Source organism: Acidisoma sp. S159 (assembly GCF_009766125.1).
In the GTDB taxonomy this organism is placed as follows: Bacteria; Pseudomonadota; Alphaproteobacteria; order Acetobacterales; family Acetobacteraceae; genus Acidisoma.
Genome location: NZ_LMUG01000059.1, coordinates 27,032 through 52,034, shown reverse-complemented (window position 1 = coordinate 52,034; position 25,003 = coordinate 27,032). Strand labels below are relative to the sequence as shown.

Genomic DNA, 25,003 nt, shown 5'->3' with positions numbered 1-25,003 from the left:
TACGGGGCTGTGGATGCGCCCCCTCTCCGTCGCGGCTGGACCACCGGCGCCTGCGCCACCGCCGCCACACGCGCGGCCGCCGAAGGGCTGCTGACCGGCCAGTTCCCCGATCCCGTTACCATAAGCCTGCCACGCGGCGGCACCGCCGCCTTCGCCTTGGCTGAGGCGCGGCTGACGGCGGGCACCGCCATAGTCGGCATCGTCAAGGATGCCGGCGACGATCCGGACGTGACCCATGGCGCCCTGATCCGCGTCACGCTGTCCCCCGGCGCACCCGGCACCGGAATCCTCTTCCACGCGGGCGAGGGCGTCGGCACCGTAACCCTGCCGGGCCTGCCGGTTCCGCCGGGCGAACCCGCGATCAACCCGGTGCCCCGGCAAATGATCCGCACCACCCTGGCCGAGTTCGGAGCCGACTGGGTGGTGGAGATCGCCATCCCGGGCGGCGAGATTCTGGCCGAGCGCACGCTGAACGGGCGGCTGGGGATTCGCGGCGGGCTCTCGATCCTCGGCACCACGGGCATCGTCATCCCGTATTCCTGCGCCGCCTGGATCGACAGCATTCAGCGCGGCATCGACGTGGCACGCGCCACCGGCCTCACCCATGTCGCGGCGGCCACCGGCCGAACCTCGGAGCTTGCGGTCCAGGCGCATCACGCGTTGCCGGACCTCGCCCTCATCGACATGGGCGACTTCGTGGGCGGCACGCTGAAATACCTGCGGCGGCATCCGGTGGAGCGGCTGACCCTCGCCGGCGGCCTCGCCAAGATGACCAAGCTCGCGCAGGGACGGCTCGACCTGCATTCCAAACGCGGCGGCGTGGACTCCCTGGCGCTGGCCGCGTTCGCGACCGAACTCGGCGCCACCGCCGAGGTGGCGGCGGCGGTGGCGGCGGCGAATACGACCGCGCTCGCCTTCGAGGTCGCGCCCGAGATCCCGCTGGCCCAAGGCATCGCCGCCCGCGCCCATGCCGTGGCGGCGGAGGTTCTGGCGGGTGCGCCGATCGTGCTTGAGGTGCTGATGTTCGACCGCCAGGGCAACCTGGTCGCCTCTCACGGCGACCCCCTAAAGCGGCGGACATAGCCGGCGTCGTAGAGGGCGCTTTCGCGAAACCCTTCCGCATCCAGCGCCACGCCGACCAGGATGAGCGCCGTGCGCGGGATCGGGTCCGCCGCGTGCAGCATCACCAGCCGGCCAAGCTTTCCCCGGATGACCCGCTCCTCCGGCCAGGTGGCACGGGCCACGATGGCGGCGGGACAATCGACCCCGTAATGCGGCAGCAACGCCGCCACCACGGCGTCGAGCGCGTGGATCGCCAAATGGATCGCGAGTGTCGCGCCCGTCGCCGCGAAGGCCGCCAGATCCTCGCCGGGCGGCATGGCGGAGGCACGCCCGCCGACCCGCGTCAGCACCACGCTCTGCGCGAGCCCCGGCACCGTCAGCTCTCGCCCCAGCACGGCGGCGGCGGCGGCGAAAGCGGGAACGCCGGGCGTCATGGTCCAGGCGATGCCGCGCCGGTCGAGCCTGCGGGTCTGCTCTGCCACCGCGCTGTACAGGGAAAGATCGCCGGATTGCAGCCGCGCCACATCCTGCCCGGCGGCATCGGCAGCGACGCATTCGGCCTCGATCGCATCGAGGTCGAGCGATGCCGTATCGACGATGCGCGCGCCCGGCGGGCAATGCGCCAGCATCTCGGCCGGGATGATCGAACCGGCATAGAGGCACACCGGGCATGCGGCGATCAGCGCCGCGCCCCGCAGCGTCAGCAGATCGGCGGCGCCAGGACCGGCGCCGATGAAATGGACCGTCATGCGGCGCCTGGCCCCTCGGCCAGCGCAAGCGTCACGCCATCACGCGCGATGCGCGGCAGGATCAGCCGGCTATCCGGCCCCGCCGCCGCCAGCGCCGCGGCCTCGGCGACCGAGGCGAGACCGACCTCGGCTTCCGCGCGGACTGAGCGGGTGAGGCAGCGGCCTTGCTCGCCCTTGAGTGCCGCATGGTCGATCCAGCGGATGGGCAGGCCCAAGGTCGTGGCGGCCTCGGCAATACCGGCTTCCCTGCCGCGGAACTCGGGAGCGGCCAGCACATCTAACCTTGCCGCGATCCGTTCCGCAGCGTCTTGCGCCAGCGCGACGATGGCGGCGGCGCTTACCTCCCGACGGCAACCGATGCCGACGACGATCACGGCTTCACCACGCGATACTGGGTCACGACGCGCGCCGGGGCGAAGCCTTGCAGACTGCCGATCGGCTCCAGACGCTCGATGCCGATGCGGGTAAGGCGCCCTCCCCAAGCCGCATGACAGGCGGCGACCGCCTGCTCGGTTTCCAGCGTGACCGCGTTGATCACGAGCCGCCCGCCCGATGGCAGCACATCCCAGCACGCCACGCGCAAAGCCGCATCGCCCGCGCCGCCGCCGATGAAGACGGCATCCGGCGGCGGCAGCCTCTCCAGCGCAGCCGGCGCGGTGCCCTCGCGCACCACCAGTCCCGGCACACCCAACGTCCCGGCATTGCGCTTGATCCGCGCCGCGCGATCCGCCCGCGCCTCGACGGCGATGGCGCGCATCGCGGGGTGGCGCAGCATCCATTCAATGCCGATGGAACCGGAGCCCGCGCCGATATCCCACAACCGCTCGCCACGTCGCGGGGCCAGCGCCGCGAGTGTTATCGCCCGCACCTCGCGCTTGGTGATCTGTCCATCGGTCTCGAACCAATCCTCCTCGAGGCCAGGCGACAGCGGCAGGCTTGGCCCGCCGGCGACTTCCAATGCGATGACATTGAGCGGAGCGAGCCCGTCGGGCGCCGTCTCCTCCGCTCCGAAGCCGCGCCGACCCTCGAGCGGGCCGCCCATCGCTTCGAGCACCGTAAGCTGTGTCGCCCCGAACCCCCAGGCGCGCAGATGCGCCGCCACGATTCCCGGCGTCGTGCCATCCGCCGACAGCGCGAGGATACGGGCGCCGGGTTGCAGCAGCGGACGCAGCGCCGCCACCGGGCGCCCGCATAAGGAAATGGTCGCGGTGTTCTGCATCGCCCAGCCCAGCCGGGCACTGGCAAGCGTGAAGGCGGATGGCGCGGGCAGGCACAGGATCTCCGCCATCGGCACCTCCGCCGCCAGCAAACTCCCCACGCCAAAGCAAAAGGGATCGCCCGAGGCGAGCGCCACCACCGGCTGCCCGCGCCGCGCCAGGATCGCGGGAATGCCCTCGGCCAGCGGATTAGGCCAGGCACGCGCCTCGCCCCGGATCAATGCTTTCGCCAATGCGAGGTGCCGCCCCCCGCCCATCACCAGCGCCGCCGCGCCGATCGCCGCGCGCGCGGTGGCGGAGAGCCCCTCGACACCATCCTCGCCGATGCCGACAAGGGTCAGCCATGGTAGAACCGCCACCACTACGAACCCTCATTCTCGGCGGGACGACCGAAGCATCCGCCCTCGCCCGCCTGCTCGCGGGCGATGCGCGCTTCGCGCCCATCCTGTCCTTCGCGGGCCGCACCCTGGCACCCGTCCCGCCACCGATCCCCCATCGCCTCGGCGGGTTCGGGGGAGCGGCCGGTCTCGCCGCCTATCTGCGGGCGGAGCGCTTGGCGGCGCTGGTCGATGCGACGCATCCCTTCGCTGTCCGCATCTCTGCCAATGCCGAAGCGGCGGCTGGCGCTACCGGCATTCCGCGGTTGGTGTTGCGGCGCCCCGGCTGGACGGCGATCCCGGGCGACGACTGGCGCCGCGTCGACACTGTGGCAGAGGCGGCCGAGACACTTGGTGCCGATCCGCGCCGCGTCTTCCTGACGATCGGGCGGCAGGACCTGCTGCCATTCCGAGCGGCGCCACAACACTCTTACCTGCTGCGTTCCGTCGATCCGCCTGACCCGGCCCTGGTGCCGCCCAGAGCCACCGCCATCGCAGCACGCGGGCCATTTTCCGAGGCGGCCGAGCGGGCGCTGATGGCCGGGCATGCGATCGAGCTCGTAGTCACCAAGAACTCCGGCGGAGATGACGCCAAACTGCGCGCGGCGCGAGCCCTCGGATTGCCCGTCATCATCGTGGACCGCCCGCCCATGCCGTCGGGCGAGACCGTCGCCGATGCCCCGGCCGCGCTGGCTTGGCTGCTGGCGCATCACGCGGCGGCCGACCCGCGCGGGGTATAAACCCAGTCGCGCATCCCCTTGCCCCGCGCGAGACGGCGCGTCTCCGCCGAACCCACCAGCACCAGGGTGCGCATATCAGCGCCCGCCGAATCAGCTTGCGCCAGCGCGACGATCTCCAGCCGTTCGTCCGGCCTGCTGACGGCGGTGGCGAAGACCACCGGCGTCTCGGGCGGCAGCACCGCGCGCAGGCAATCCAGCGAGGCGCCGAGCTGCCACGGCCGCGCGCGGGAGACCGGGTTGTAGAGCGCGAGCACGAAGCCGGCTTTCGCCGCCGCCTCCAGCCGCCGCAATATCAGCGGCCAAGGCTTGAGATTGTCCGAGAGCGAGACGACAGCGAAGTCATGACCCAGCGGCGCCCCCAGCCGCGCCGCCGCCGCGAACATGGCGGAGACGCCGGGCACCACCGTCACCTCCAGATTCCGCCAAACCGGTTCGCCCGCCTCGATCGCCTCGAAGACCGCGCTCGCCATCGCGAAGACGCCAGGGTCGCCGCCCGAAACGATGCCAACCCGGCCGCCCGATGCGGCAAGCGCCAAGGCGGCACGGGCGCGGGCAAGCTCCTCCCGATTGTCCGAGCCATGGCGGACCTGGCCGGCGCGCGGCGGCACACGGTCCACATAGGCGGAATAGCCGAAAAGGTCGGTGCAGGCGTCCAGCGCGGCCCGCGCTTCGCCGGTCAGCAGCGCGTCATCGCCCGGCCCGAGGCCGATGACATAAAGGGCGCCGGATGCGCAGCTCACCGCGGCCTCTGGCGGCCGGGAACCAGGATGAGCGAGAAATACGGCGCCGTGTCGTCCAATTTCTCCGTCAGCAACTGGATCCGCGAGCCGGTCATGGTGCCGCGCTCGACATAGACCGCGCGATTCGCCCGCCCCGCCGTTTCCAGCGCCGCGCGCACCTTGGGCAGGTTGCGCCCAAGCTTCATGATCACCGCCGCGTCGGCCCCCGCGAGATGCCCGGCCAGCGCCTCGGCCGTCATGGTGCCGGGCAACACCGCCAGCACATCGTCGCCATGGGTCATCGGCAGCCGCGCTTCGGCCCAGCAGCCGCTCATGCCCAACACCCCCGGCACGATTTCGGTCGCGAAACGGTCGCGCAGCCGGTCGAAGAGATACATCGAGGAGCCATAGAAGAACGGATCGCCCTCGCAGAGCAGCGCGACATCTAGCCCTGTCGCCAGCCGCTCGGCCAAAGTCTCGGCAGCGGCGGCGTAGCAGGCGGCCATGGCATCGACATAGCGCCCGTCATGCGGCGAGATCTCGGTCGTCATCGGATAGTCGAAACGCAATTCCTCGGCCCGGGGCGCGATCATCCCCTCGGCGATGCCCCGCGCATGGCCGATGCGGCCGGCCTTGGCGAAATAGGCGACGACCGGCGCCGCCCCCAGGATGCGCGCCGCCTTGCGCGTGACCAGCTCCGGGTCGCCGGGTCCCATGCCGAGGGTGAAGAGCGTGCCGCTCACTCTCGCTCGCTCGCCACCGCATTGACGGCCGAGACCGCCATGGCGCTGCCACCCCGCCGACCCTCGACGATGACGTAGGGAAGCTTGGCATAGGCCGCGAGCGCCGCCTTGGATTCGGCGGCGCCCACGAACCCTACCGGCAGGCCGATCACCGCCGCCGGTGGAGGCGCCCCGGCATCGATCAATTCGAGCAGGTGAAACAAGGCCGTCGGCGCATTGCCGATGGCGACCAAGGCGCCACCCAGCCGCTCGCCCCAAAGCTCCAGCGCCGCCGCCGAGCGGGTATTGCCGATCCGGGCGGCGATTGCTGGCACCTCGCACGCATCCAGGGTGCAGAGGATCTCGTTCATGGCCGGCAGGCGCGCGCGGGTGATGCCATTCGCGACCATCTTGGAATCGCAGAGGATCGGCGCGCCGGCCAGCAGCGCCGCGCGGGCGGCCTTCGCGAAACCGCCGCCGAAACGGATGGCCTCAGCCACCTCCACCATGCCGCAACCATGGATCATGCGAACCGCGATGCGCGACTCTTCGGGCGTGAAACGCGAGAGATCGGCCTCGGCCCGGATGATGGCGAAGGACCGCTCGTAAATCGCGGCGCCCTCGCGGATGTAGTCGTATCTTGTCATGCGGCGGTCTCTAGCACCGCTGGTGTTTCAATCAGACTGAGGCCCCGCAACGCCGGAGGGTCCGCGGCGCGCCCGTCCGTAAGGAAATCGAGGCGGCCCGCGCGCCCGACCAGCATCAGCGGGGCGGGTCCGGGGTGAGCGCAGCCCTTGGGACAGCCGGAGAGATGCAACAGCGCCGCACCCGCCGGTCGTCGCGCGGCAAGCCAGGCCGCCGCCTCATGCGTATCGATCTCGCCCCGGCTACAGCGCCCGGCACCGGCGCAAGTCGCGATGTCGAGCCGCGAATCGCCGGGCGCGCTGATGAAGCCGAGCGCCGTGGCGGCGGCGAGCAGCGCGGCCGCGTCCGACACGGAAACACCGCCGACCGCAAGGCTCTTCCAAGGTGTGGGCCGAAGGCCGCCGTCGCCATATTCCCGGGCAAGAGCGCCAAGGGCGGCCAGTTGCTCCACCCGCATCTGACCAAAGGGCGGCATTATCAGGACCGCGCCCGCAAGCCCATCCACACATGCAACAAACCCGAGCCGCGACGGTCCCGCATGACGGGCCGGGCCGGGCCGGGCACGTCCGACGAACTCAGCCGCGAGACCGAGTGCACGAGACGCGGCATCGGCCGCGTCCAGCGTCAGCGTGTTGCCACCGCAGCGCAATTCCCAACGGACCGCGCCGCTAGCGCGGAGCATGATGTCCAAGCCGAGATCGCCGAGCGTCAGCGCGCCGCCGCCGTCCAACAGAAAGCCGAACTTGGCGGGCAGGCCAGCGAATTTCGGATCGGCCAAACCATGGCGGATCGCACGCGCGATCTCCGCCGTCTCCGCCGCGATGGCCGGATCGGCGCCGAGCAGCGGTGACACAATGATATTCGCCCGCGCCTCGATCGCCTCATCCGGATCCGCCGCACCGGCGGCCAGCATCGCCTCGGTGAAGGGCGCGATACTGTCCGGGCGCAGGCCGCGAATCTGGAGATTGGCGCGACTGGTCACTTCGATCAGCCCATTGCCGTGCCGTGCCGCCGCCTCGGCCAGCGCCGCGATCACCGGCTCCCCAACGACACCCTCGCGCGGGCGGATGCGGGCCAGCCAGCCGTCACCGGATTCCATCGGCCGGAACAGGCTCGGGCACCAACCGCGCTTCAGCGCCGCGCTCATGAGGCAAGGCTCGCGGCGGTGCTGTTGCGGCGCGGACGCCAGAGGTCGCGCACGACCGCATCCCGGAAGCGGGCGACGAGCGCCGCATGGGCCGCGGGATTAGCCTCGGTCAGGAACAGGGAAACCTCGGGCGTGCCCAGCGTCGCGTCATGCAGCAGATCGAATTGCGCGTCGAAACGGGTGGGGAGCATGGCGGCAAAACCCGCGAGCGTTTCGACACCGCGCACGATTTCGGCGGCGCCGCGATAGCCGTGACGCATCATGCCGGCGATCCAAACGGGATTCGCGGCGCGTCCGCGCACCACGCGCACGATCTCCTCGGCGACGAGCCGCGCCTTGGGCGCGTCGGGGCGGCTGGTATCCAGATGATAGAGTGCGGGGTTGTTGCCCAGCAGCGCGGCGGCGGCGGCGAAGCCACCTTCATGCGCGGCATAGTCCGTGCTTTCCAGGATATCGGTCTCGGCATGATCCTGCGGATGCACGAAGGCCGAGGCGCGCGCCAGCCGTAACGCGAGCCCGTCGCTTTCGGCCTGACCCTCGCCGCTGTCCCAACTGGTCGCGGAACCGGCGAGATAGGCGTGTCCCGCGTCCCGCGCTTCCAGCGCAACGCCGCTGCCATAGGCGCCGGCGGCGGGACCGAACACACGCGCCCCAGGGCTCGCCACCAGCGGATTCCAGTCGGGCGCCTCGTCGCGTGCCGCGACCGCGCGGGCGGCCTGGTCAAAAAGGGAAATCTGCGCCGCGAAGGCGTCCCGAAACAGGCCCGAAATCCGCAGCGTCACATCGACACGCGGACGGTCGAGCACTGCTAGGGGCACCACCTCGAAGCCGGAAACGCGGCTCGACCCCGCGTCCCAGAGCGGCGCAACGCCCATCAGGATGAAGGCGAGCGCCAGATCCTCGCCACCGGTACGCATCGTGGCGCTACCCCACAGGTCGAGCACCAGCGCGCGCGGCCACTCTCCTTGCTCCTGCCGATGCCGCGCGAGCAGCGCCGCCGCAGCGCGTTCGGCGAGTGCCATGGCGGAGCGTGTCGGGATCGCGCGGGGATCGAGCGTGGTCAGGTTGCGGCCTGTCGGCAGCACATCGGCGCGGCCGCGAGTGGGCGCACCGGCGGGTCCAGGCGCGACGAACTTGCCGTCGAGCGCGGCAAGCAGCGCCGTCATCTCCGCTTCGGCACAGCCATCGAGCCGCGCCAACAAGCTTTCCGCCGGCTGGCCGCAGGACTGCGCCAGCGCCGCCAGCAGACTGTCGCGCTGGGTCGGAGGGGGCGCCGTGCCGAAGACATGGAGCCCGTCGCGGATCTGCAACTCCTTCACGTCGCAGAGATAGGCGTCGAGCCGGGAAAGCGCCGCGTCCTCGCCCTCCTCCGCCAGCTTCACGCCGCTTTCGGCGAGCAGACCGGAAGATGCCGCCTCCTCCAATATCGCGCGGCGCAGGCTGACGGCACGGCGGCGGTCGAGACCGTCGGCGGCGGCGAATTCGTCGATGAGGCGCTCGAGTTCAGCGGCGCGACCATGTAGCCCGGCGGTGGTGACGGGCGGGGTCAGGTGGCCGATGGTCACGGCGCCCAGCCGGCGCTTGGCGGGTGCCGCCTCGCCGGGGTTGTTGACGATGAAGGGGTAGATCACCGGCAGCCCACCCATCAGCCGCACCGGCCAGCAGTCGGCGGAAAGAGCGGCGGCCTTGCCGGGCAGCCATTCCAGCGTGCCGTGGGTGCCGAGATGGATCATCGCATGGATGCCCAGGGTTTCGGTCAGCCAGCGGTAGAAGGCGATATAGGCAGCCGAGGGTGGCGCGGCGGGATCGTGGTAACCGGCCTTGCGGTCACCGCCCTCCGCCCGGTCGGGCTGGACGGCGACGATGATCTCGCCGAAGCGCAGCGGCACGGTCGCGGTCGAGAGGCGCCGGGCGATGGTGGCGGAGTCGGGGATGGCGCCGATGGTGAAGCCCTCAGCGGCCAGCCGCCGCAGGATGGCTTCCAGGCTTGCGAGGCTGTCGAGGCCTACGGCATGGCCGATCTCGTGCCGCGTTCCGCCTTCGGCCGCGCCGGGATAATCGGAGAGGATGATGGCGATGCGCCGTTCGGCACGCGGCGTGGCCGCCAGTCTTACCCAGCCGGCGGCCCGGTCGGCGGCGAGCGCGATGCCTTCTGTGTGAGGCACCAGACGGGCGACGCCCTCGGTGTCGCGCTCCTTGAAGGAGACGGCGGTGGTGAGCAGCCGCCCATCGGCTTCCGGCAACACCACCTGCATGGCGAGATCCGCCTGCGAAACCCCTCGCGAGGAGGCGTTCCAGGCATCCCGGCTGCTGCCCGCCTGGATCAGCTGCAACACCGGCACGCCCGGCGTTTCGAGCGGCGAAGCGGCATCGCCGAGGCGGGCGGAGAAGCCCGTCAGGTTCAGGACGACGGCCGGAGGATGGGCCGCCAGGCTCTCGCGCACGAAGGCGATGGCGGTGGGGTTCTTCAGGCTGTCCACGAAGAGGGCGCGAGCGGCGATGCCGCGTGCGGCGAGGGCGTCGGCAAGCGCGGTGACGGTCGCGGTCTCGCCGGCGAGGAGATGGGAACGGTAAAATACGATGGTGGCGGTTTGAGCGACACTCGTCATGCTCGGCGAGGGACATACCGGGCAACAATCCACCGTCATCCTCGGCGAAGGCCTAGGATCCACGCCTTCGGCTTCACCGCCACAAGCAAGGCGTGGATCCTCGGCCTTCGCCGAGCATGACGTGATGGGCCGTGTCGGCCACAGAAACTCGCCGAAATCGGTGAGCAGCTCCGCAGGTTCCGGCGACCCGCGCCAAATGCCAGCCGCGCAAGCCGCCGCGACGAAAGCGCGGGCCATGTTCGCGGCGCCGCCTTGCCTCAGACAAAGGTCAATCGCCGCCCGCGCAGACTCCGCCATCGTCGACAGCGCCGCTAGACGCGCATCCTCTGGCCCGTCACCCGGCAAGACTGCCAGCGGGATGCCCTCGGCAAGACAGGTCGCGGCGATTTCCTCCGCGCCGTAGCGCCAATAATCGAGGCCGCCGAGCAGCCGCAGCACGACCACGCGCGCCGGTGCGACCAACCTTTCGCACAGAAGATCGACGGAGAGAGGATGCAGATACCGCCCGATCCGCTCCGGCCGCAGCCGCGGGAATTCTTCGGGCAGGACAGCGGCATGTGCGGCGGCCAGATCGCTGTCGGAGAAGGACAGGAACAGGATCGGCGCGGCCTGCCCACCGGGCTCCACGGCCGCCTCGCCTTCCTCCAGCCCATGCGTTTCCCGCAGCAGGAGGTGCATCAGAAACCCGAACGTCGAAGTCGCGGCGCCCCGCTCACCCGCGCACCGCCGCAGTGATGGCCGCCTGATCCAGGCCCTTGCGGCCGATCACCACGATCCGGCCGGTCCGGTCCTCGCCGGGCTTCCAGGCGCGATCGAATTCGTGGCGGAAGCGGAAGCCGACGCCCTGCACCAGCAATCGCAACGGCTTGCCCGTCACGCTCGCGAAGCCCTTCATGCGCAGCACATCATGCGCCTCGGCCGCAGCTCGCAACCGGGACACCAACGGCTCGGGCGACGCCGCCTCGGCGACTTCCACCACGAAACTGTCCCAGTCGTCATGCTCATGCGCGCCATCGACCGCGTCGTGATGCGACGGCCGCGACGCCAGATCATCCTCCGCCCGAGCATCGAGGCCGAGCAGCACGCCGAGATCGACCTTCCCCTCCCGCGCAGGCACCACCTTCACCCCACGCGGCAGAAACGCCCTGATACCGGCGGCGACATCAGCAATCGCCAGCCCGTCCATCAGGTCCGTCTTGTTGAGCAGCACCAGATCGGCGGCGGAAAGCTGGTCCTCGTAAACCTCGGCCAATGGATTATCGTGATCGACGGCGGGGTCCGCCGCCATCTGGGCCGCTACCGCCACGGGATCGTCGGCGAAATGACCGGCGGCGACCGCCGGGCCGTCCACCACAGCGATCACGCCATCCACCGTTACCTGGGCGCGAATGGCGGGCCAGGAGAAAGCCTTCAGCAGCGGCTTGGGCAAAGCGAGGCCCGAGGTCTCGATCACGATATGGTCGGGCGGATTTGGCCGGTCGAGCAGCGCTTCCATCGCCGGCAGAAACTCATCCGCGACCGTGCAGCACAGGCAGCCATTGGACAGCTCGACGATCTGGTCGGCGTCGCAGCCCTCGATGCCGCAGCCTTCCAGCACGGCGCCGTCGATGCCGAGCGCGCCGAATTCATTGACGATCACCGCGATCCGCAGCCCGCGCGCATTCTCCAGCAGATGGCGCACCAGCGTCGTCTTACCGGCGCCGAGAAAGCCGGTGATGATCGTGGCCGGAATCCGCGCCTTCATGCCGCGGCCTCCAAGGCCGGTATCCGCCCGATGATGACGTTCTTGAGGCTCGCCGGCCGCCGGGACGGCAACACCGCCCCGCTCGCGGTAGCGGCGTACGCGGTCGCATAGGTGATGAGGTCGGGCGCATGGTCGGGGGAAAGGCGCCCGAGCAAGTAGCCCCATTTGCCCGGCGCGGTCGCCGCCACGCTGCAACCGTCGTCGCAGCGCGCGAGGCAGGTCACCGGTTTGAGCACAAACGGCTCATCGCCCTTCAGCAGACCGGCAATACGGTCGTGCAGAATTTGGCCGGACCGCGGCTCGTCCGGGTAGCCGCAGGTAACGCAGACATGCAGGCAATTCTCCGCCACGTCCCACTCCTTCGTCGCGCCCTGTCGCCGGACGGAAAGCGGGGATGCGGTCGAACGGAAAGGTTCGACGGCGGATGCGTATCCCGCCGAGGCACCCCGCCCGGAAGGAAGACTAGGGTCGTGCGATGGCAGGTCTCCTGGCTCGCGGATCCGATCGCTTCCGGCCTTCCTTCCCAGGCGTCTCGCCCAGTGGACCTTGGCCGGCAGCTCTCCGCTTACAGTTGCGGGGGCAGCCGCGGCATAGGGCGAAAGGCCGCCCGCACCGCATTCCCTTTTCATCCACCTACCAGCAAGCTGATTGGTGGAACCATCACGGCTGATCTAAGACGCCACTCCATGGCCCGTCAATCTCACGCCCCGCTGACCCTCGTGCTTGGCGGCGCCCGCTCCGGCAAAAGCCGCCACGGCGAGTCGCTGCTCGCAGCGGTGCCCGGCCCGCTGATGTATCTCGCCACCGCCGAGGCCTGGGACGAGGAGATGCGGCTGCGCATCGAAACCCACCGCGCCCGCCGCGACCAGCGCTGGACCACGATCGAGGCGCCGCACGATCTGCCCGGCGCTTTGGCTTTGGCCGGCTCGCGCCCGGCTCTGGTCGATTGCCTGACGCTATGGCTGACCAACCTCATGCTCGATGCGCGCGATCCGGAAACGGAAACCACGCGGCTGGAAACGGCGCTCGCCGCACGCGAGGCGCCTACGGTGTTGGTGGCCAATGAGGTGGGGCTCGGAATCGTGCCGGAGTCTCGGCTCGGCCGCGCGTTCCGGGATGCGGCGGGGCTGTTGCACCAGCGGCTGGCGGCCCGTGCCGACCGGGTGCTGTTCATGATCGCGGGCCTGCCAATGGTGGTGAAATGAGCGACACGGATCCCGCCGAGGCAGAGCGCTGGCGCGCCAAGATGGCCCGCCGCAAGGAAATCCAGGACGCTGAGGTCGCCGGCAAGACGATCGAGCGCGGTTTGCTCATGGTCCATACCGGGCCGGGCAAGGGCAAGACGACGGCGGCGATGGGTCTCGCGCTACGGATGCTCGGCCGAGGCCGTCCGGTGGCGATCGTGCAATTCATCAAAGGCGCCTGGAGCACCGGGGAGCGCACCGCCCTCACCCGTTTCGACGATCTTCTTGCCTGGCACAGCATGGGCGAGGGTTTCACTTGGGAAACTCAAGACCGCGAACGCGACATTGCAGCGTGCAAGCGGGCCTGGGCCGAGGCTTGCGTCCAAATGGCGCGGCCCGAACTTGGCTTTCTGGTGCTCGACGAGCTGTGTATCGCGTTACGCTACGATTATCTGGGGCTCGACGAGGTCTTGGCGGCTTTGCAGAGTCGGCGCGCCGATCTGCATGTTTGCGTGACGGGCCGCAACGCGCCAGCGGGGTTGGTGGAAGCGGCGGACCTGGTGACGGAAATGCAGGCCGTGAAGCATCACTTCAAGGCCGGCGTAAAGGCGCAGGAAGGCGTCGAGTTTTGAGCGCAGACGCGCGCGCGATCGCTTCCATCATGTTGCAAGGTACCGGCTCCAGCGTCGGCAAGTCGCTGCTGGTGGCGGGACTCTGTCGTGCGCTGACGCGACGGGGATTTCGGGTTCGCCCGTTCAAGCCGCAGAACATGTCCAACAATGCGGCGGTCACAGCGGAGGGCGGCGAGATCGGCCGTGCCCAGGCATTGCAGGCATTGGCCTGCGGCGTGTCGCCTTCCGTTCACATGAACCCCGTGCTGCTCAAGCCGCAAAGCGAGATCGGGGCGCAGATCGTGGTGCAAGGCAAGGTCTTCGGCCAGGCTCGCGCGCGAGACTATCAGGCCATCAAGCCGCAACTCCTTCCCCGCGTGCTGGAGAGTTTCAGCCGCCTGCAAGCCGAAGCCGATATCGTTGTGGTCGAAGGGGCCGGCAGCGCCTCGGAAGTCAATCTCCGCGCCAGCGACATCGCGAACATGGGCTTCGCCCGTGCCGCTGATGTGCCGGTGATTCTGGTCGGCGACATCGATCGCGGCGGAGTCATCGCGAGCCTTGTCGGTACCCAGACCGTATTGGATGCCGATGACGCCAAGATGATCCGGGGCTTCATCGTCAACCGCATGCGCGGCGATGCCTCGCTCTTCGATGCTGGAATGCGTTTCATCGCCAACCGCACCGGCTGGGCGCCGCTCGGCCTTGTGCCCTTCTTCGCGGACGCGCATCGCCTGCCTGCGGAAGATGCCGCCGATCTGCCGCGCTCCACCACGCCGCTTGGCGCCAAGCTTCGGATCGCCGTGCCAGTTCTGCCAGGCATCGCCAATTTCGACGACCTCGACCCATTGCGGGCGGAATCCTCGGTGGCACTCCTCATGTTGCGGGACGGCGCGCCTCTGCCGCCGGAGACCGATCTCGTCATCCTGCCCGGCTCGAAAACCACGATCGCCGATCTCGCGGCCCTGCGCGCCTTTGGCTGGGACGCGGATATCCTGGCGCATTATCGGCGCGGCGGCCGGGTGCTCGGGCTTTGCGGTGGCTACCAGATGCTCGGCCGCCGCATCGCCGATCCCGAGGGCATCGAAGGCCCGCCCGGCGAAACCCTCGGACTCGGCTTGCTCGATGTCGAAACTGTCCTGCGCGGGTCCAAACGTCTCGCCAGCGTGACCGGCCGCACGAACGCCGATGGCGCCGCCTTTCATGGCTACGAGATGCATATGGGCGAGACCACAGGCCCCGATACGCATCATCCCTTGGTGCAACTCGCGGATAGCCGAATGGACGGCGCGACCTCCGCGGACGGTCGCGTGATGGGCAGCTATGTCCACGGCTTCTTCCAGCACGACGCCCAGCGCGCCGCGTGGCTCACCCGTTTCGGCGCCACCGTCATCCCGAAGAGTTACGCCGCGGGAATCGAATCAGTGCTCGACGCCTTGGCAGGCCATCTCGAATCCCATTGCGATATCGCAGCAATTCTGGCGATCGCGGCATCCGGCTACCCTGCCGCCGCGTAGAGAGTATGTGGACGGCAGAGGCCGCCCCAATCTTTCACGCGAGGACCAAAACCGTGGCGCTGGCCTACCCTCTCACCATGCCCGCGCTTGCGCGGACGCCGATACGAGGCAATATGCCCCTTCGGCGACCGTCGTATTCCGCGCGGCGCCTGCGGGAGAGCGTCACCCTGGGCAGTCTCGGCAATGATACCGGGAATAGCGGCGAATCCACGCTGCGCGCGCTGCTCGAGCGTTGCGCGCAGGGCGACCGCCAGGCCTTCCGAACGCTTTATGATATGCAAGCGCCCCGCATGCATGGGCTGGCGATGCGCATCACCCGCGATACCGCCTTGGCCGCGGATGCGACGCATGACGCCTTTATTCAGGTCTGGCGCCAATCCGTACGCTTTGATCCGGAGCGCGGCGCGGCGGGAGCCTGGCTCACCAGCATCGTGCGCTATCGCGCCCTCGACATCGCGCGGCGGCGAATACGCGAAAAGCCGGGCTACGAGCCGCCGGAGCAAGAGGACGAGTCACCCGACGCACTGTCACAGATGATCAGCAGCACCGAAGGTGCCGCGCTGCATCGTTGCCTGGACCAGCTCGAACCTGATCGGCGCAAGCTCATCCTACGCGCCTATGCGGATGGTTTGTCTCATAGCGAGCTATCCGAATCGATGGGCACGCCGCTTGGCACGATCAAGTCGTGGATCCGCCGCGCGCTGATCGCCCTCAAAGAGTGCCTTTCGCCATGAGCGGCGTGGCGGAGGAAGACGATCTGCGCGCCGCCGAATATGTTCTCGGCACGCTTGACGAAAGTGAGCGCGCTACCGTCGCGAGGCGCGCAGAAACCGATGACGTATTGAATTCCGCAATCGCCGCCTGGGAAATTCGGCTTAGCCCCTTGGCGGTTCTGGTGTCTCCGGTCACGCCGCCGCCTGAGTTGTGGCGGAGGATCGAGCAGTCGCTTGGTGCGCCCGTCGTTGCCGAAGCGCGTCGTCCCGCGCGGCGGAGTTTCTGGGAGAGCCTCGGATTCTGGCGTGGCGTTTCGGGTGCCGGCTTCGCTTTGGCAGCCGCGTTGGCCGTGCTCGTGCTGCTCAGGCCGGTGCCGCCTACCGGGCCGTCCGCGAATCTGCCATCCGCGAGCGCCGTACTCGCCGCCTCCCCGGGCGGACCCCCGGCATACTTGGCCGAGGCGGATACCAACGGCCGCCTGACGCTTCATCCGCTGACGCATGTGGCGGTGGCGTCGGATCGAGATCTCGAACTGTGGGCGCTCCCGGTCGGCGGCACGAAACCGCAATCCCTCGGTGTATTGCGCGCGGCGGGCGGGGTGGCGACTTTGCCTCAGGCGACTCAGGCGGGAATGCAGCTCATGGTGAGCCTGGAGCCACGAGGCGGATCACCAACCGGGGCGCCGACCGGTCCGGTTCTCTTCGCTGGGCGTTTGGCACGGCTTTGATGGCGACCGCATTCGTGGTGTCTGCCGCACCCCCGGAAAATTGAATATCCGGCCCTTCCTGTGGCGCTAGAGCAAGCGTGGATACCCGGCCTTCGCCGAGCATGACGGGGTAGAGGCGACGCGCGTTGGCACTTCGTCATCCTCGGCGAAGGCCGAGGATCCACGCCCTCGCTAGTCTAGTCTGCGAACATGCGGAATGTCCGCGTTTGCCAGGACGACGCGCGTCCAATAACGCAGTCACCAGCACAACAAAATGTCGGGGCGCCTCTGTGAAGCGCCCCGACCACCGACATAGAAATCGATGCGGCCAGGAAATTCCGGCCGTCTACCTTTAAAAATTTGCTGCGTGCTGATCAGGCCGGCATCAGCACGTGATCGATCACCTGGATCACACCGTTCGACTGCTTGACATCAGAGATCGTGATGTCGGCCATACCGCCTTTGCCGTCTTCAACGACGATATTGTTCGGGCCGTTCATCATGAAATGCAGCGTGCCACCCTCAAGGGTCTTGAGTGTCGCCTTGCCGCCGCCCGCATGAATGATGTGCTTAAGCGCGGCCGTCGTGTAGTCACCCGATACAACATGATAGGTCAGGATTTTCGTGAGTGCCGGCTTGTTCTCCGGCTTCACCAGCGTCTCGACCGTGCCAGCCGGCAGATCGCCAAACGCCTCGTTGGTCGGTGCGAACACAGTAAATGGACCCTTGCCGCTCAGCGCATCGACAAGGCCTGCTGCCTTGACGGCCGCAACCAGTGTCGTGTGGTCGCCTGAATTCACCGCATTCGCGACAATCGACTTATTGGGATACATCGCCTGGCCACCGACGACGACGGTATGAGCCATGCCAGACGATTGGGCGAGCGCAGCCGAGATTGTAGCCGGCGCGACAAGGCCGGTGCTGACAGCAACGATTGCAAGGCGAGCGAGATTCTTCATGGGCCATCCTCCGAAAAGAGGCGGCCCGTTCGGCCGCACACACCATCGCGAGACGACGGGCATTCGGATGCGGGCGAGACGTAAATTTTTTGGAGTGGCTTGGTGATCGGGCGCGCGCCCCAGTCTCCCCGCGAGGGAGCACATTCGGCGAGCTACTCCTGGCGCGGGACAAAACAAGCCTGCGGATATCTCCCGTATTTTCTAACAAAGAAGCCGAGCCACTCATGATTCTCGAGCCATCTGTAAGCTTGTTGTGACATCTGCGGCGCGATCTCACAGGTGTTGTGCCAAAAGTAAGGATACGTAACCAAGGTCTTAGGATAGTCGTATGTAAGCAAGGTGTTTGCGGTTTGGCCGTGCATATGGCGGGGGAGTGGCCACTCATCCGGCCACCAGATGGGTGCGCAAGATCTGTGCAGTCGGCCCAACTCGTTTAACATCGTAGTGAAGACGGGCCGTTGGAGCGGCGAAACATAGCGCTGAGCCTGCGGCAATGTCGCATTGAGGGCAACTTGTGGCATCGAGACAGATCCCACAGACTGCTGCAATGCCCGAGCGAATGAATCTCCGTTCTCCGCATAGCCTTGTTCGTAATCCTGTGTTGCATCGGGTAAAGGACGCGTTCCAGGTGGCGGGGAGGTCCCAGGCATACTGCTATCTCCGTTAAGCGGAACGGCTATAACGCGAATGCTGTGAATCTAATTTAAACGATACCTGACCGGCGTTCACCAGTCGGCCTCTTAAAACCCAGGCTAATATGCGCTCCGTCCTTGGACGAGAATTGTCTCGTCGAGCGGAGCGCCGATCAATCTTGCTCTGACGGACCTGACGAGGACTCTAGGGGCTGGCCAAGTAGTTTCGTCGAATGATGTGGCGGCTTGAAGTCTTCGAGTTGGTGTTGCAGCGCGTCTAGCTCATGATCGACCTGCTGCTCCTGGCCCGGGCTGCGGGGAATGCCGGAACCGGCTGTCGGCTGGTGATCGAGCCCGCCCCAGACATTCGCATTCTGTGCCGGCTGCGCCTGCGCCGCCACCGCGAGCAGCAGAGCAAGCCCCAGGCCAAGCCCAGCCGCCAGCCATGGCGTAGGAGACGTTCGCGAAGCGGCGACGGCGCGAGCGTGAACTGGGTGTCGCATGACGAGGCCTTTCAGGAACGAGGTCCAAAAACATATCCTGCCATAGTGACGCCCGCTCAAGGGCTTCCAAGTATGGCGAGCAGGCCTTCCCGAAACGTGGGGTAGCGCCAGCGGTAGCCCAGCATCCGCTGAGTCTCGGCGCCGCGGACCCTGCGGCTCTCGTTCCAGAAGCTGCGACCGATCGGGCTCATCGCCTTGACGGCCGTCTCGAACGGTATCAAAGGCGGCGGCGGCAGGCCCAGCAGCCGGGCCGCCGCCTCGACAACGGTGGCCGGTTCCGCCGGCAGGTCATCGTTGAAATTGAGAACGCGGACGCCCGGCGGAAGCTCCTGCCGCATCGCCGCCACCGTTCCCCCGGCGATATCGTCGCGATGGATGCGCCCGAAGGCATGGCCCGGCTTGTCGATCCGCCGCCCGCCGCCGGCCCTCACCTCGTCCAGCACTGACCGGCCTGGACCGTAAATCCCCGCCAGGCGGATGAGATCGAGCGCCACGCCGCGAGCCGCCGCCGCCGCCTGCCATTGCAGCTCCGCCTCGCGCCGGGCCGTGGCGCGGCGGGACCTCGGGGCCGGCACGCTTGCCTCGTCCACCCAGTCCCCGCCGCGGTCGCCATAGACGCCGGTCGAGGAAAGATAGCCGATCCAGCGCAACCCCTCGGCCGTGGCAATGGCCTCGCCGTAGCGCGCGAGCACCGGATCCCCCGCCTCCCCCGGCGCGGCTGTCGCGACGATGTGCGTCGCTTCGGCCAAAGCCGCGCCCGCTTGCTCGAAGGGAATGAGGGCGATGCCGGGCACGCCCGCATGGCTCGAATCGCGACTGGTGCCAGTGACCGCGAAGCCGGCCGCCGCCGCGGCCAGACCGATCGCCGTGCCGCTATAGCCGAGACCGAAAATGAGCAGCCTCGGCGCCATCCCGGCGGTCACCGCGGCTCAGAAATCCAGGTCGGCGTAATGGGCGGGCGGCGCGATGCCGACCATGCGGTCGCCCAGGATGGGCCGGAAACTGGGGCGCGACTTGATGCGCGCATACCATTCCTTGGCGGGCGGCGAGAGCGACCAATCCACCTCACCCGCGAAATCCAGCGACGAGAGATGCGCCGCCGCCGCGAAATCGGCGAGAGACAGGTTTGCGCCCGCCAGCCATTTGCGCGTCTCGGCGAGATAGCCCAGATGTTCCATATGCGTCTTGAGATTGGCATAGCCGACGCGCAACGCCCCGGTATCCGGCTGGCCGCGCCCGGCGATGCGTTTCATGATCTTCTCGCCCAGCAGATGGCGGGTCACGTCATGGTTGAATTTGAGGTCGAACCACGCGACCAGCCGCCGCACCTCCGCCCGCTCGGACAGCGTGCGGCCGATGAGGGAAAGATCGGGATAGGCCTCGTCGAGATATTCGCAAATGGCCGAGGATTCGGAGAGCACCAGCCCGTTCTCATCCGCCAGCACGGGCACCGAACCCGCCGGATTGATGTCGAGGAATTCGTCCCGCCGCTCCCAGGTCTTTTCCAGGCGCAACTCGAAGGGCAGGCGCTTCTCGGCGAGGACGAGGCGCACCTTGCGGCAGAATGGCGAATGCGGAAGGTGGTAGAGAACGCGCATGCGACCGAACTATCCCAATTCTGAGAGCGGGACCAGCGCCGAGGCGCAGGTTTCTGTACCTCTGCCGGAGGCTTCCGCCAGCCTGCCCCAGCGCGCCTGGCGCTCCGGCCGTTTCGAGGACGGCTTACGCGCTTTGCCCGAGGAGACGCCAGTCGCCATCAGCTACAATCGGCTGTCTCACGCGGTCATGATGGCGACCCCCGGCGATCTCGCCGACTTCGCCCTGGGCTTCAGCCTCAACGAGCGGATCGTCGATCGGCCCGACGAGATCGAGGAGCTGGAAATCCTGGCCGCCCCGCGCGGTGCGGTCGAGCTTCGGATGTGGATTGCCGAGGATCGCATGGCGGCGCTGGACGCGCGGCGCCGCCACCTGACCGGGGCCATGGGCTGCGGGCTTTGCGGGCTCGAGAGCCTGGAGGAGGCGACCAAGCCGCCACCGCGTGTGCCGGATGGTCTGAGGCTGTCGGCTGAGGCCATCATGGCAGCCTGCGCTTCGCTGGCGCCGGCACAGATCCTCAGCCAGCGCACGCGCGCGGTGCATGCGGCGGGCTTCTGGACCGAGGCTGAGGGTTTGATCGCGCTGCGCGAGGATGTCGGCCGCCACAATGCGCTCGACAAACTGGCGGGCGGGCTGATCGCCCGCGGCCGCGGAGCCTCCGACGGGGTGCTGGTGATGACGAGCCGGATTTCGATCGAGCTGATCCAGAAGGCGGCCGTGATGGGGGTGCAGATCCTGGCCGCGGTCTCGGCGCCGACGCTGCTCGCTGTGCGCACGGCCGAGGAAATCGGCATGACGCTGATTGGTGTCGCGCGAGAGGATGGCTTCGAGGTGTTTGCGGATAGGGGGCGATTGGCGGGCAGTCGGTGCAACCACCGGTCAGGTTGCTAGCGGCGCTTAGGATCCGTATTCCCCGGGGCGCCACAGCTTACCAAGGACTCAATCCCCGACAACAGCGAGAATATTTAATCGACTATCTCTGGAAAGCAGATGCTGAGGGGCAACTGGCTCAAGATCTGTATTTCACTTGCTCAATTCACGATGATGACGGCTTCCACGACTACACATTCATTCTTTCGAAAACCACGAGCGGAATAGTTATTCAACCAGTCAACGAGTATGCCGCCTGGCCGCGTCGTCCAACAGGTGTGTTTGTCTCTCAAGGTTATGCAGTTTACAATAACACGGATCCTGCGAACCTGACGACCGCCCAGCAGTGGAATATGAACCAGATTATTTACGAGGCACTCTCGCACGTTTCTCGGAGGTCTTTTCAAACGTAGTCGTCGCGGCAAAGCGGCTGATCGAATCCTCGACGCCTGGCGGGTTTGCGCCACAGTCGTAAGCTCGTCGGGATGTGTCTTTGTCAGAATTCTAAGCCACCGACCGGGTGCGGCTTAGTTCGTCAAGTGCTACGCCTCCAACATTGCTTCAGGCGTGTTCAGATTGCGGAAATCACCTGATTGCAACGCAGGATAGTCACAAGTCGCGACTCTGAGGCCCTTGGTGAAGCGGCGAATGGCCAGCGCCTCCGCCGCTCCCACCACGCGGCGCAGCGACGCCTCCAATTCCGGCTTCCACCAGGCGCAGGCATAGTGCGCTTCGCCGCCGCAAGTCGCATGCGCCACCTGCGCATGCCGCGCCTTGGCGGTCTCGGACAGTCGCAGGACGATATCAGCCGGCAGGAATGGGCAATCCACCGGCAAGCTCACGAGCCCGCTGCTTTCGGGATGGTGCTGTCGCCGCCAGGCAAGTCCCGCGAGCACTCCAGCAAGCGGCCCACGGCGATCGGCAAATGCATCAGTCAAAACCGGGAGGCCGAAGCGCCGCAAAGCCTCCGCCCCGGCGGTATCATGCGCGGCGATCGCCACTGGCCCTGCGATCGCGAGACGGTCTAGCAGATGGGCCAGCAGCGGACGCCCTCCGAGTTCCAGCAGCGCCTTGTTCGCACCACCCATCCGCCGCCCAGCACCACCGGCAAGAATAACGATTGCGGGTGTCATCGTAAAATATCCGCCGCCGCCACTGCATGATCACGAATGAAGGCCGCGATGGCCTCGATATCGTTGATTCCGTAGACAGCACCATAGAAATTCGGAAAGGCCGTCTCGGTCGAGATAGCGATTATCCTGGGATCGTCAGGATGCAGCGCCGGCTTACCATTTACAGCGCGAAAAACTTCAAGCTTAGGATGCGGATCACGCTTGAAACCCTCGACGAGCACGAGATCCACCGGCGAAAGTCTCCCGAGCAGCTCCGCCAGTTCCGGCTCCCGAGAGTCGCGCAGCTCGTGCATCAGCGCCCAGCGGCGGGACGAGGCAACGAGCACCTCGCTCGCGCCAGCCTGCCGATGCTCCCAGGAGTCCTTGCCCGGCTGGTCAATGTCGAAGTCATGATGGGCATGTTTCAGTGTCGACACGCTCATCCCCTGCCCGATGAGGCATGGGATGAGCCGCTTCAGCAGCGTCGTTTTACCGGCGCCGCTCCATCCCGCGAGGCCGAAAATCCGCATCACGCCGCCTGTTTCACCTTCACCGGCACAGACTTCGCCGCCGGTGTCTTGCTGCCCTCGGCATAGTGGCCGATCGGCACCAGCGTATTCGCCTCCGGATAATAGGCGCCGACGCAACCCAGCGGAATATTATAGGGCGTCACGCGGAACCCACCCTTCTCGCGATGATGCCCGTCGGTCGATTGGGTCACCAGGGAAATGATCTCGCCTTCCGCGAGGCCCAGACGGCCGATGTCATCGCGATGCATGAGAACGACCATGCGGGTGCCCTTGATCCCCCGGAAGCGATCATCATAGCCGTAAACCGTCGTGTTGAACTGGTCGTTGCTGCGCAGCGTGATCATCCGCAGCACGTCCGGCCCAATCTCCGGCATATCCGGGTCCTCCTCAAGCGCGCGCGGCGTGATGATATTGGCTTTTCCGTTCTTCGTTTTCCACTCGCGGTGCCGCGCGGGGAGTTTGCGATGAAACCCACCCGGTTCCCACATGCGTTTCTCGTAGTCATGGAAGATCTCGGGATAGGTCTCACCGATCGAGGTGCGAATCCGGCTGTAATCGTCGATCCACTGGGTCCAGGGCACCAGGGGATTCGGATCAAGCGTCGCCATGGCGATCTTCGCCACCAGCTCGATCTCGCTGACAAGATGGCGCGAGGCCGGCCGCCTCACGCCGCGTGAGCCATGGATACAGGCGGAACTATCCTCCATCGAGAGACTCTGCGGCCCAGTCGCTTGCTTGTCTATCTCGATGCGCCCGAGCACCGGCAGAAGATAGCTGATGGCGCCCGGTAACAGATGGCTTCGGTTGAGCTTGGTCGCGATATTGACCGTCAGGCGCATCTGCCTCCAGGCCCCCTCCATGCGCTCGGTATCCGGAATGGCGCGCGCGAAATTGCCGCCCAGCATGACGAAGGCCTCGATCTCGCCGGCCAGGATCTTCTCGCAAGCCTCGACGGTATTGAGGCCCAAGTCGCGCGGCGGCTCGAAACCGTATTGCTCGGCGAGCTTATCCATCGGCACGAGCTCGGGCTTCTCCGTGATGCCCACGGTGCGCTGGCCCTGCACATTGGAATGGCCTCGCACCGGGCAGATACCAGCGCCGTCGCGGCCGATATTGCCGCGCAGCAGCATCAGGTTGACGAGCATCTGCACGGTCTCGACACCCGCGCGATGCTGAGTTAACCCCATGCCGTAAATGCCTATGGCGGCTTTAGACTTCGCGTAGGTCTCGGCTGTCTGCACAAAAGCGGCGCGGCCGAGGCCGGAATGCCGCTCCAAATCCTCCCATTTCTGCTGCCGCAGCCACACGACGAATTTCTCCAAGCCATGCGTGTGCTCGGCGATGAAGTCGTGATCCAGCACCCTCTCGCCGCCACTGGCTTGCGCGGCGTCATCCATCTGCACCAGCCATTTGCAGATTCCAGCCAGCGCCGCGAGATCGCCACCGGCCTTGACCTGATAATATTGCGAACTGATCCGTGTCTCATGCCCAGTCAGCATCTCGGTCGGCGACTGCGGGTTGGTGAAGCTCTCCAGCCCGCGTTCGCGCAGCGGGTTATAGGTGATGATCGGCACGCCGCGTTTGCTGGCTTCCTCCAGCGGATGCAGCATGCGCGGGCTATTGCTGCCGACATTCTGGCCGAAGAAGAAGATGCAATCCGTCTTCGCGAAATCATCCAGCGTCACGGTGCCGACCGGCACGCCGATGCTTTCCGGCAATGCCACCGAAGTTGTCTCATGGCACATGTTGGAACTGTCGGGCAGGTTGTTGTTGCCATAGAGCCGCGCGAAGAGTCCGTAGAGATAGCTCGCCTCGTTGGAGGAGCGGCCGGAACTATAGAACACAGTATTGCGGCGATCCCGCACGGACCTCAGCTCTCTGCCGATCTCGGCATAGGCTATCTGCCAGGAAACCGGGCGATAGGTGTCGGTCGCAGGGTCGTACCGCATCGGATGCGTCAGGCGGCCCGCCTGTTCGAGATGATACTCGTCCCAGCCCAGCAATTCGGTGACTGTGTGTTTGGCGAAGAAATCGGGCGTCGCGCGCTGGGTGGTGATCTCCCAGGCAGTCGCCTTGGCACCGTTTTCGCAAAATTCGAAAGGCAGCGGGGCCGCCGGCTTAGGCCAGGCGCAGCTCACGCATTGAAAGCCATCAGGCTTGTTTTGGCGTGCCAGCACCAAAGGGCCGCTCAGCGGCACACCTTCCCGCGCCAAAATCTGACCGAGGGAGCGCGCTGAACCCCATCCGCCGGCCGGTGCGGTATAGGGCCTGAAGCTCTCGTGCCGAGACATGGTCATCTCCTCCGGGCATAGGCGTGGCCGGGAGTTGGGTTGCGTCTCCA

Annotated in this window: 26 protein-coding genes and 1 riboswitch; of the genes, 9 read left to right on the top strand and 17 right to left on the bottom strand. The window is 67.1% G+C overall.

Annotation, left to right across the window (positions count from 1 at the left end):
* The first annotated feature begins 9 nt into the window (after positions 1-9).
* Entirely contained in the window at positions 10-1,083 is a 1,074-nt protein-coding gene (locus GSQ92_RS17045) for a cobalt-precorrin-5B (C(1))-methyltransferase (protein ID WP_158803907.1), read from the top strand.
* Here the strand turns inward: GSQ92_RS17045 and cobM are convergent.
* The 3 genes from cobM to cbiE are packed head-to-tail and all read right to left on the bottom strand — an operon-like array spanning position 1,053 to position 3,387.
* The gene (gene cobM / locus GSQ92_RS17040; RefSeq protein ID WP_158803908.1) at positions 1,053-1,811 is read right to left on the bottom strand and encodes a precorrin-4 C(11)-methyltransferase; all 759 of its coding nucleotides are present in this window, start codon (positions 1,809-1,811) and stop codon (positions 1,053-1,055) included. The two genes, GSQ92_RS17045 and cobM, sit on opposite strands and share 31 nt — an antisense overlap.
* Positions 1,808-2,185, bottom strand: a complete 378-nt coding sequence (locus tag GSQ92_RS17035; RefSeq protein WP_158803909.1) for a cobalamin biosynthesis protein — start codon at positions 2,183-2,185, stop codon at positions 1,808-1,810. Before GSQ92_RS17035 ends, cobM begins: the two co-directional genes overlap by 4 nt.
* Positions 2,182-3,387 (bottom strand): precorrin-6y C5,15-methyltransferase (decarboxylating) subunit CbiE, encoded by a 1,206-nt coding sequence (cbiE, locus tag GSQ92_RS17030; RefSeq protein ID WP_254066638.1) that lies wholly within the window; start codon positions 3,385-3,387, stop codon positions 2,182-2,184. Before cbiE ends, GSQ92_RS17035 begins: the two co-directional genes overlap by 4 nt.
* On the opposite strand from cbiE, the gene GSQ92_RS17025 reads away from it, so the two are divergent.
* Positions 3,372-4,145, top strand: a complete 774-nt coding sequence (locus GSQ92_RS17025) for a cobalt-precorrin-6A reductase (protein ID WP_216850235.1) — start codon at positions 3,372-3,374, stop codon at positions 4,143-4,145. The two genes, cbiE and GSQ92_RS17025, sit on opposite strands and share 16 nt — an antisense overlap.
* On the opposite strand, the gene cobJ is transcribed toward GSQ92_RS17025, so the two are convergent.
* Genes cobJ through GSQ92_RS16990 form a run of 7 tightly spaced genes read right to left on the bottom strand, consistent with a single transcriptional unit; the run spans position 4,115 to position 12,081 of the window.
* Positions 4,115-4,885: a precorrin-3B C(17)-methyltransferase gene (gene cobJ / locus GSQ92_RS17020; RefSeq protein ID WP_158803912.1), complete on the bottom strand. Its 771-nt coding sequence runs from the start codon at positions 4,883-4,885 to the stop codon at positions 4,115-4,117. The two genes, GSQ92_RS17025 and cobJ, sit on opposite strands and share 31 nt — an antisense overlap.
* Complete coding sequence (locus GSQ92_RS17015; protein WP_174246671.1) at positions 4,882-5,607, bottom strand: precorrin-2 C(20)-methyltransferase; 726 nt, start codon at positions 5,605-5,607, stop codon at positions 4,882-4,884. Before GSQ92_RS17015 ends, cobJ begins: the two co-directional genes overlap by 4 nt.
* The gene (locus tag GSQ92_RS17010; RefSeq protein WP_158803913.1) at positions 5,604-6,233 is read right to left on the bottom strand and encodes a precorrin-8X methylmutase; all 630 of its coding nucleotides are present in this window, start codon (positions 6,231-6,233) and stop codon (positions 5,604-5,606) included. Before GSQ92_RS17010 ends, GSQ92_RS17015 begins: the two co-directional genes overlap by 4 nt.
* Positions 6,230-7,378, bottom strand: a complete 1,149-nt coding sequence (locus tag GSQ92_RS17005; protein ID WP_159013773.1) for a hypothetical protein — start codon at positions 7,376-7,378, stop codon at positions 6,230-6,232. Before GSQ92_RS17005 ends, GSQ92_RS17010 begins: the two co-directional genes overlap by 4 nt.
* Entirely contained in the window at positions 7,375-10,665 is a 3,291-nt protein-coding gene (locus tag GSQ92_RS17000; protein WP_158803915.1) for a cobaltochelatase subunit CobN, read from the bottom strand. The genes GSQ92_RS17005 and GSQ92_RS17000 overlap by 4 nt, the downstream gene beginning before the upstream one ends.
* 34 nt (positions 10,666-10,699) lie before the next feature.
* Positions 10,700-11,731 (bottom strand): cobalamin biosynthesis protein CobW, encoded by a 1,032-nt coding sequence (gene cobW, locus GSQ92_RS16995; RefSeq protein ID WP_158803916.1) that lies wholly within the window; start codon positions 11,729-11,731, stop codon positions 10,700-10,702.
* A complete protein-coding gene (locus tag GSQ92_RS16990; RefSeq protein WP_158803917.1) occupies positions 11,728-12,081 on the bottom strand; it encodes a DUF1636 domain-containing protein in 354 nt (117 codons plus the stop codon). Before GSQ92_RS16990 ends, cobW begins: the two co-directional genes overlap by 4 nt.
* A gap of 109 nt (positions 12,082-12,190) precedes the next feature.
* A riboswitch (cobalamin riboswitch) is annotated at positions 12,191-12,408 on the bottom strand.
* Positions 12,409-12,417: 9 nt separating this feature from the next.
* Between GSQ92_RS16990 and cobU the strand changes: the two genes are divergently transcribed.
* Genes cobU through GSQ92_RS16965 form a run of 5 tightly spaced genes read left to right on the top strand, consistent with a single transcriptional unit; the run spans position 12,418 to position 16,481 of the window.
* Entirely contained in the window at positions 12,418-12,936 is a 519-nt protein-coding gene (gene cobU / locus GSQ92_RS16985; protein WP_174246672.1) for a bifunctional adenosylcobinamide kinase/adenosylcobinamide-phosphate guanylyltransferase, read from the top strand.
* Positions 12,933-13,547, top strand: a complete 615-nt coding sequence (cobO, locus tag GSQ92_RS16980; protein WP_159013772.1) for a cob(I)yrinic acid a,c-diamide adenosyltransferase — start codon at positions 12,933-12,935, stop codon at positions 13,545-13,547. The genes cobU and cobO overlap by 4 nt, the downstream gene beginning before the upstream one ends.
* 29 nt (positions 13,548-13,576) lie before the next feature.
* Positions 13,577-15,040, top strand: coding sequence for a cobyric acid synthase (locus GSQ92_RS16975; protein WP_159013907.1), 1,464 nt, complete (start codon positions 13,577-13,579; stop codon positions 15,038-15,040).
* Between the two features lie 53 nt (positions 15,041-15,093).
* Positions 15,094-15,774, top strand: a complete 681-nt coding sequence (locus tag GSQ92_RS16970; protein ID WP_158803919.1) for a sigma-70 family RNA polymerase sigma factor — start codon at positions 15,094-15,096, stop codon at positions 15,772-15,774.
* Entirely contained in the window at positions 15,771-16,481 is a 711-nt protein-coding gene (locus tag GSQ92_RS16965; protein WP_158803920.1) for an anti-sigma factor domain-containing protein, read from the top strand. The genes GSQ92_RS16970 and GSQ92_RS16965 overlap by 4 nt, the downstream gene beginning before the upstream one ends.
* A 353-nt stretch (positions 16,482-16,834) precedes the next feature.
* On the opposite strand, the gene GSQ92_RS16960 is transcribed toward GSQ92_RS16965, so the two are convergent.
* From GSQ92_RS16960 to GSQ92_RS16945, 4 genes are all read right to left on the bottom strand, one after another.
* Positions 16,835-17,419 (bottom strand): fasciclin domain-containing protein, encoded by a 585-nt coding sequence (locus tag GSQ92_RS16960; RefSeq protein ID WP_158803921.1) that lies wholly within the window; start codon positions 17,417-17,419, stop codon positions 16,835-16,837.
* 805 nt (positions 17,420-18,224) lie between these two features.
* On the bottom strand, positions 18,225-18,554 hold the full coding sequence (locus tag GSQ92_RS16955) for a hypothetical protein (protein ID WP_158803922.1): 330 nt from the start codon (positions 18,552-18,554) through the stop codon (positions 18,225-18,227).
* A 56-nt stretch (positions 18,555-18,610) separates the two neighbouring features.
* Positions 18,611-19,477: an SDR family NAD(P)-dependent oxidoreductase gene (locus GSQ92_RS16950; RefSeq protein ID WP_254065730.1), complete on the bottom strand. Its 867-nt coding sequence runs from the start codon at positions 19,475-19,477 to the stop codon at positions 18,611-18,613.
* A 6-nt stretch (positions 19,478-19,483) separates the two neighbouring features.
* Positions 19,484-20,152, bottom strand: a complete 669-nt coding sequence (locus tag GSQ92_RS16945) for a glutathione S-transferase family protein (protein WP_158803923.1) — start codon at positions 20,150-20,152, stop codon at positions 19,484-19,486.
* Here GSQ92_RS16945 and fdhD point away from each other — a divergent pair.
* Together fdhD and GSQ92_RS29845 are read left to right on the top strand one after the other, a co-directional pair.
* Positions 20,151-21,041: a formate dehydrogenase accessory sulfurtransferase FdhD gene (gene fdhD / locus GSQ92_RS16940; RefSeq protein ID WP_158803924.1), complete on the top strand. Its 891-nt coding sequence runs from the start codon at positions 20,151-20,153 to the stop codon at positions 21,039-21,041. The two genes, GSQ92_RS16945 and fdhD, sit on opposite strands and share 2 nt — an antisense overlap.
* The gene (locus GSQ92_RS29845; protein WP_158803925.1) at positions 21,017-21,433 is read left to right on the top strand and encodes a hypothetical protein; all 417 of its coding nucleotides are present in this window, start codon (positions 21,017-21,019) and stop codon (positions 21,431-21,433) included. The genes fdhD and GSQ92_RS29845 overlap by 25 nt, the downstream gene beginning before the upstream one ends.
* A 129-nt stretch (positions 21,434-21,562) precedes the next feature.
* Here GSQ92_RS29845 and GSQ92_RS16935 read toward each other — a convergent pair whose 3' ends face one another.
* The 3 genes from GSQ92_RS16935 to GSQ92_RS16925 are packed head-to-tail and all read right to left on the bottom strand — an operon-like array spanning position 21,563 to position 24,953.
* Positions 21,563-22,153 carry a molybdenum cofactor guanylyltransferase gene (locus tag GSQ92_RS16935; RefSeq protein WP_158803926.1) on the bottom strand — a complete coding sequence of 197 codons (591 nt, stop codon included), beginning with the start codon at positions 22,151-22,153 and terminating at the stop codon, positions 21,563-21,565.
* On the bottom strand, positions 22,150-22,662 hold the full coding sequence (gene mobB / locus GSQ92_RS16930; RefSeq protein ID WP_158803927.1) for a molybdopterin-guanine dinucleotide biosynthesis protein B: 513 nt from the start codon (positions 22,660-22,662) through the stop codon (positions 22,150-22,152). Before mobB ends, GSQ92_RS16935 begins: the two co-directional genes overlap by 4 nt.
* On the bottom strand, positions 22,662-24,953 hold the full coding sequence (locus GSQ92_RS16925) for an FdhF/YdeP family oxidoreductase (protein WP_216850237.1): 2,292 nt from the start codon (positions 24,951-24,953) through the stop codon (positions 22,662-22,664). The genes mobB and GSQ92_RS16925 overlap by 1 nt, the downstream gene beginning before the upstream one ends.
* Positions 24,954-25,003 lie beyond the last annotated feature (50 nt).

Bases quoted from the DNA above. Each gene is read 5' to 3' on its own strand.
- fdhD (WP_158803924.1), top strand. From the start codon at position 20,151: ATGCGACCGAACTATCCCAATTCTGAGAGCGGGACCAGCGCCGAGGCG.
- GSQ92_RS17010 (WP_158803913.1), bottom strand. From the start codon at position 6,233: ATGACAAGATACGACTACATCCGCGAGGGCGCCGCGATTTACGAGCGG.
- GSQ92_RS16960 (WP_158803921.1), bottom strand. From the start codon at position 17,419: ATGAAGAATCTCGCTCGCCTTGCAATCGTTGCTGTCAGCACCGGCCTT.
- mobB (WP_158803927.1), bottom strand. From the start codon at position 22,662: ATGCGGATTTTCGGCCTCGCGGGATGGAGCGGCGCCGGTAAAACGACG.
- GSQ92_RS16965 (WP_158803920.1), top strand. From the start codon at position 15,771: ATGAGCGGCGTGGCGGAGGAAGACGATCTGCGCGCCGCCGAATATGTT.
- GSQ92_RS16975 (WP_159013907.1), top strand. From the start codon at position 13,577: ATGTTGCAAGGTACCGGCTCCAGCGTCGGCAAGTCGCTGCTGGTGGCG.
- GSQ92_RS16925 (WP_216850237.1), bottom strand. From the start codon at position 24,953: ATGTCTCGGCACGAGAGCTTCAGGCCCTATACCGCACCGGCCGGCGGA.
- GSQ92_RS16955 (WP_158803922.1), bottom strand. From the start codon at position 18,554: ATGCGACACCCAGTTCACGCTCGCGCCGTCGCCGCTTCGCGAACGTCT.
- GSQ92_RS17000 (WP_158803915.1), bottom strand. From the start codon at position 10,665: ATGCACCTCCTGCTGCGGGAAACGCATGGGCTGGAGGAAGGCGAGGCG.
- GSQ92_RS16935 (WP_158803926.1), bottom strand. From the start codon at position 22,153: ATGACACCCGCAATCGTTATTCTTGCCGGTGGTGCTGGGCGGCGGATG.
- cobO (WP_159013772.1), top strand. From the start codon at position 12,933: ATGAGCGACACGGATCCCGCCGAGGCAGAGCGCTGGCGCGCCAAGATG.
- cobW (WP_158803916.1), bottom strand. From the start codon at position 11,731: ATGAAGGCGCGGATTCCGGCCACGATCATCACCGGCTTTCTCGGCGCC.
- cobU (WP_174246672.1), top strand. From the start codon at position 12,418: ATGGCCCGTCAATCTCACGCCCCGCTGACCCTCGTGCTTGGCGGCGCC.
- GSQ92_RS17025 (WP_216850235.1), top strand. From the start codon at position 3,372: ATGGTAGAACCGCCACCACTACGAACCCTCATTCTCGGCGGGACGACC.
- GSQ92_RS16945 (WP_158803923.1), bottom strand. From the start codon at position 20,152: ATGCGCGTTCTCTACCACCTTCCGCATTCGCCATTCTGCCGCAAGGTG.
- GSQ92_RS17005 (WP_159013773.1), bottom strand. From the start codon at position 7,378: ATGAGCGCGGCGCTGAAGCGCGGTTGGTGCCCGAGCCTGTTCCGGCCG.
- cobM (WP_158803908.1), bottom strand. From the start codon at position 1,811: ATGACGGTCCATTTCATCGGCGCCGGTCCTGGCGCCGCCGATCTGCTG.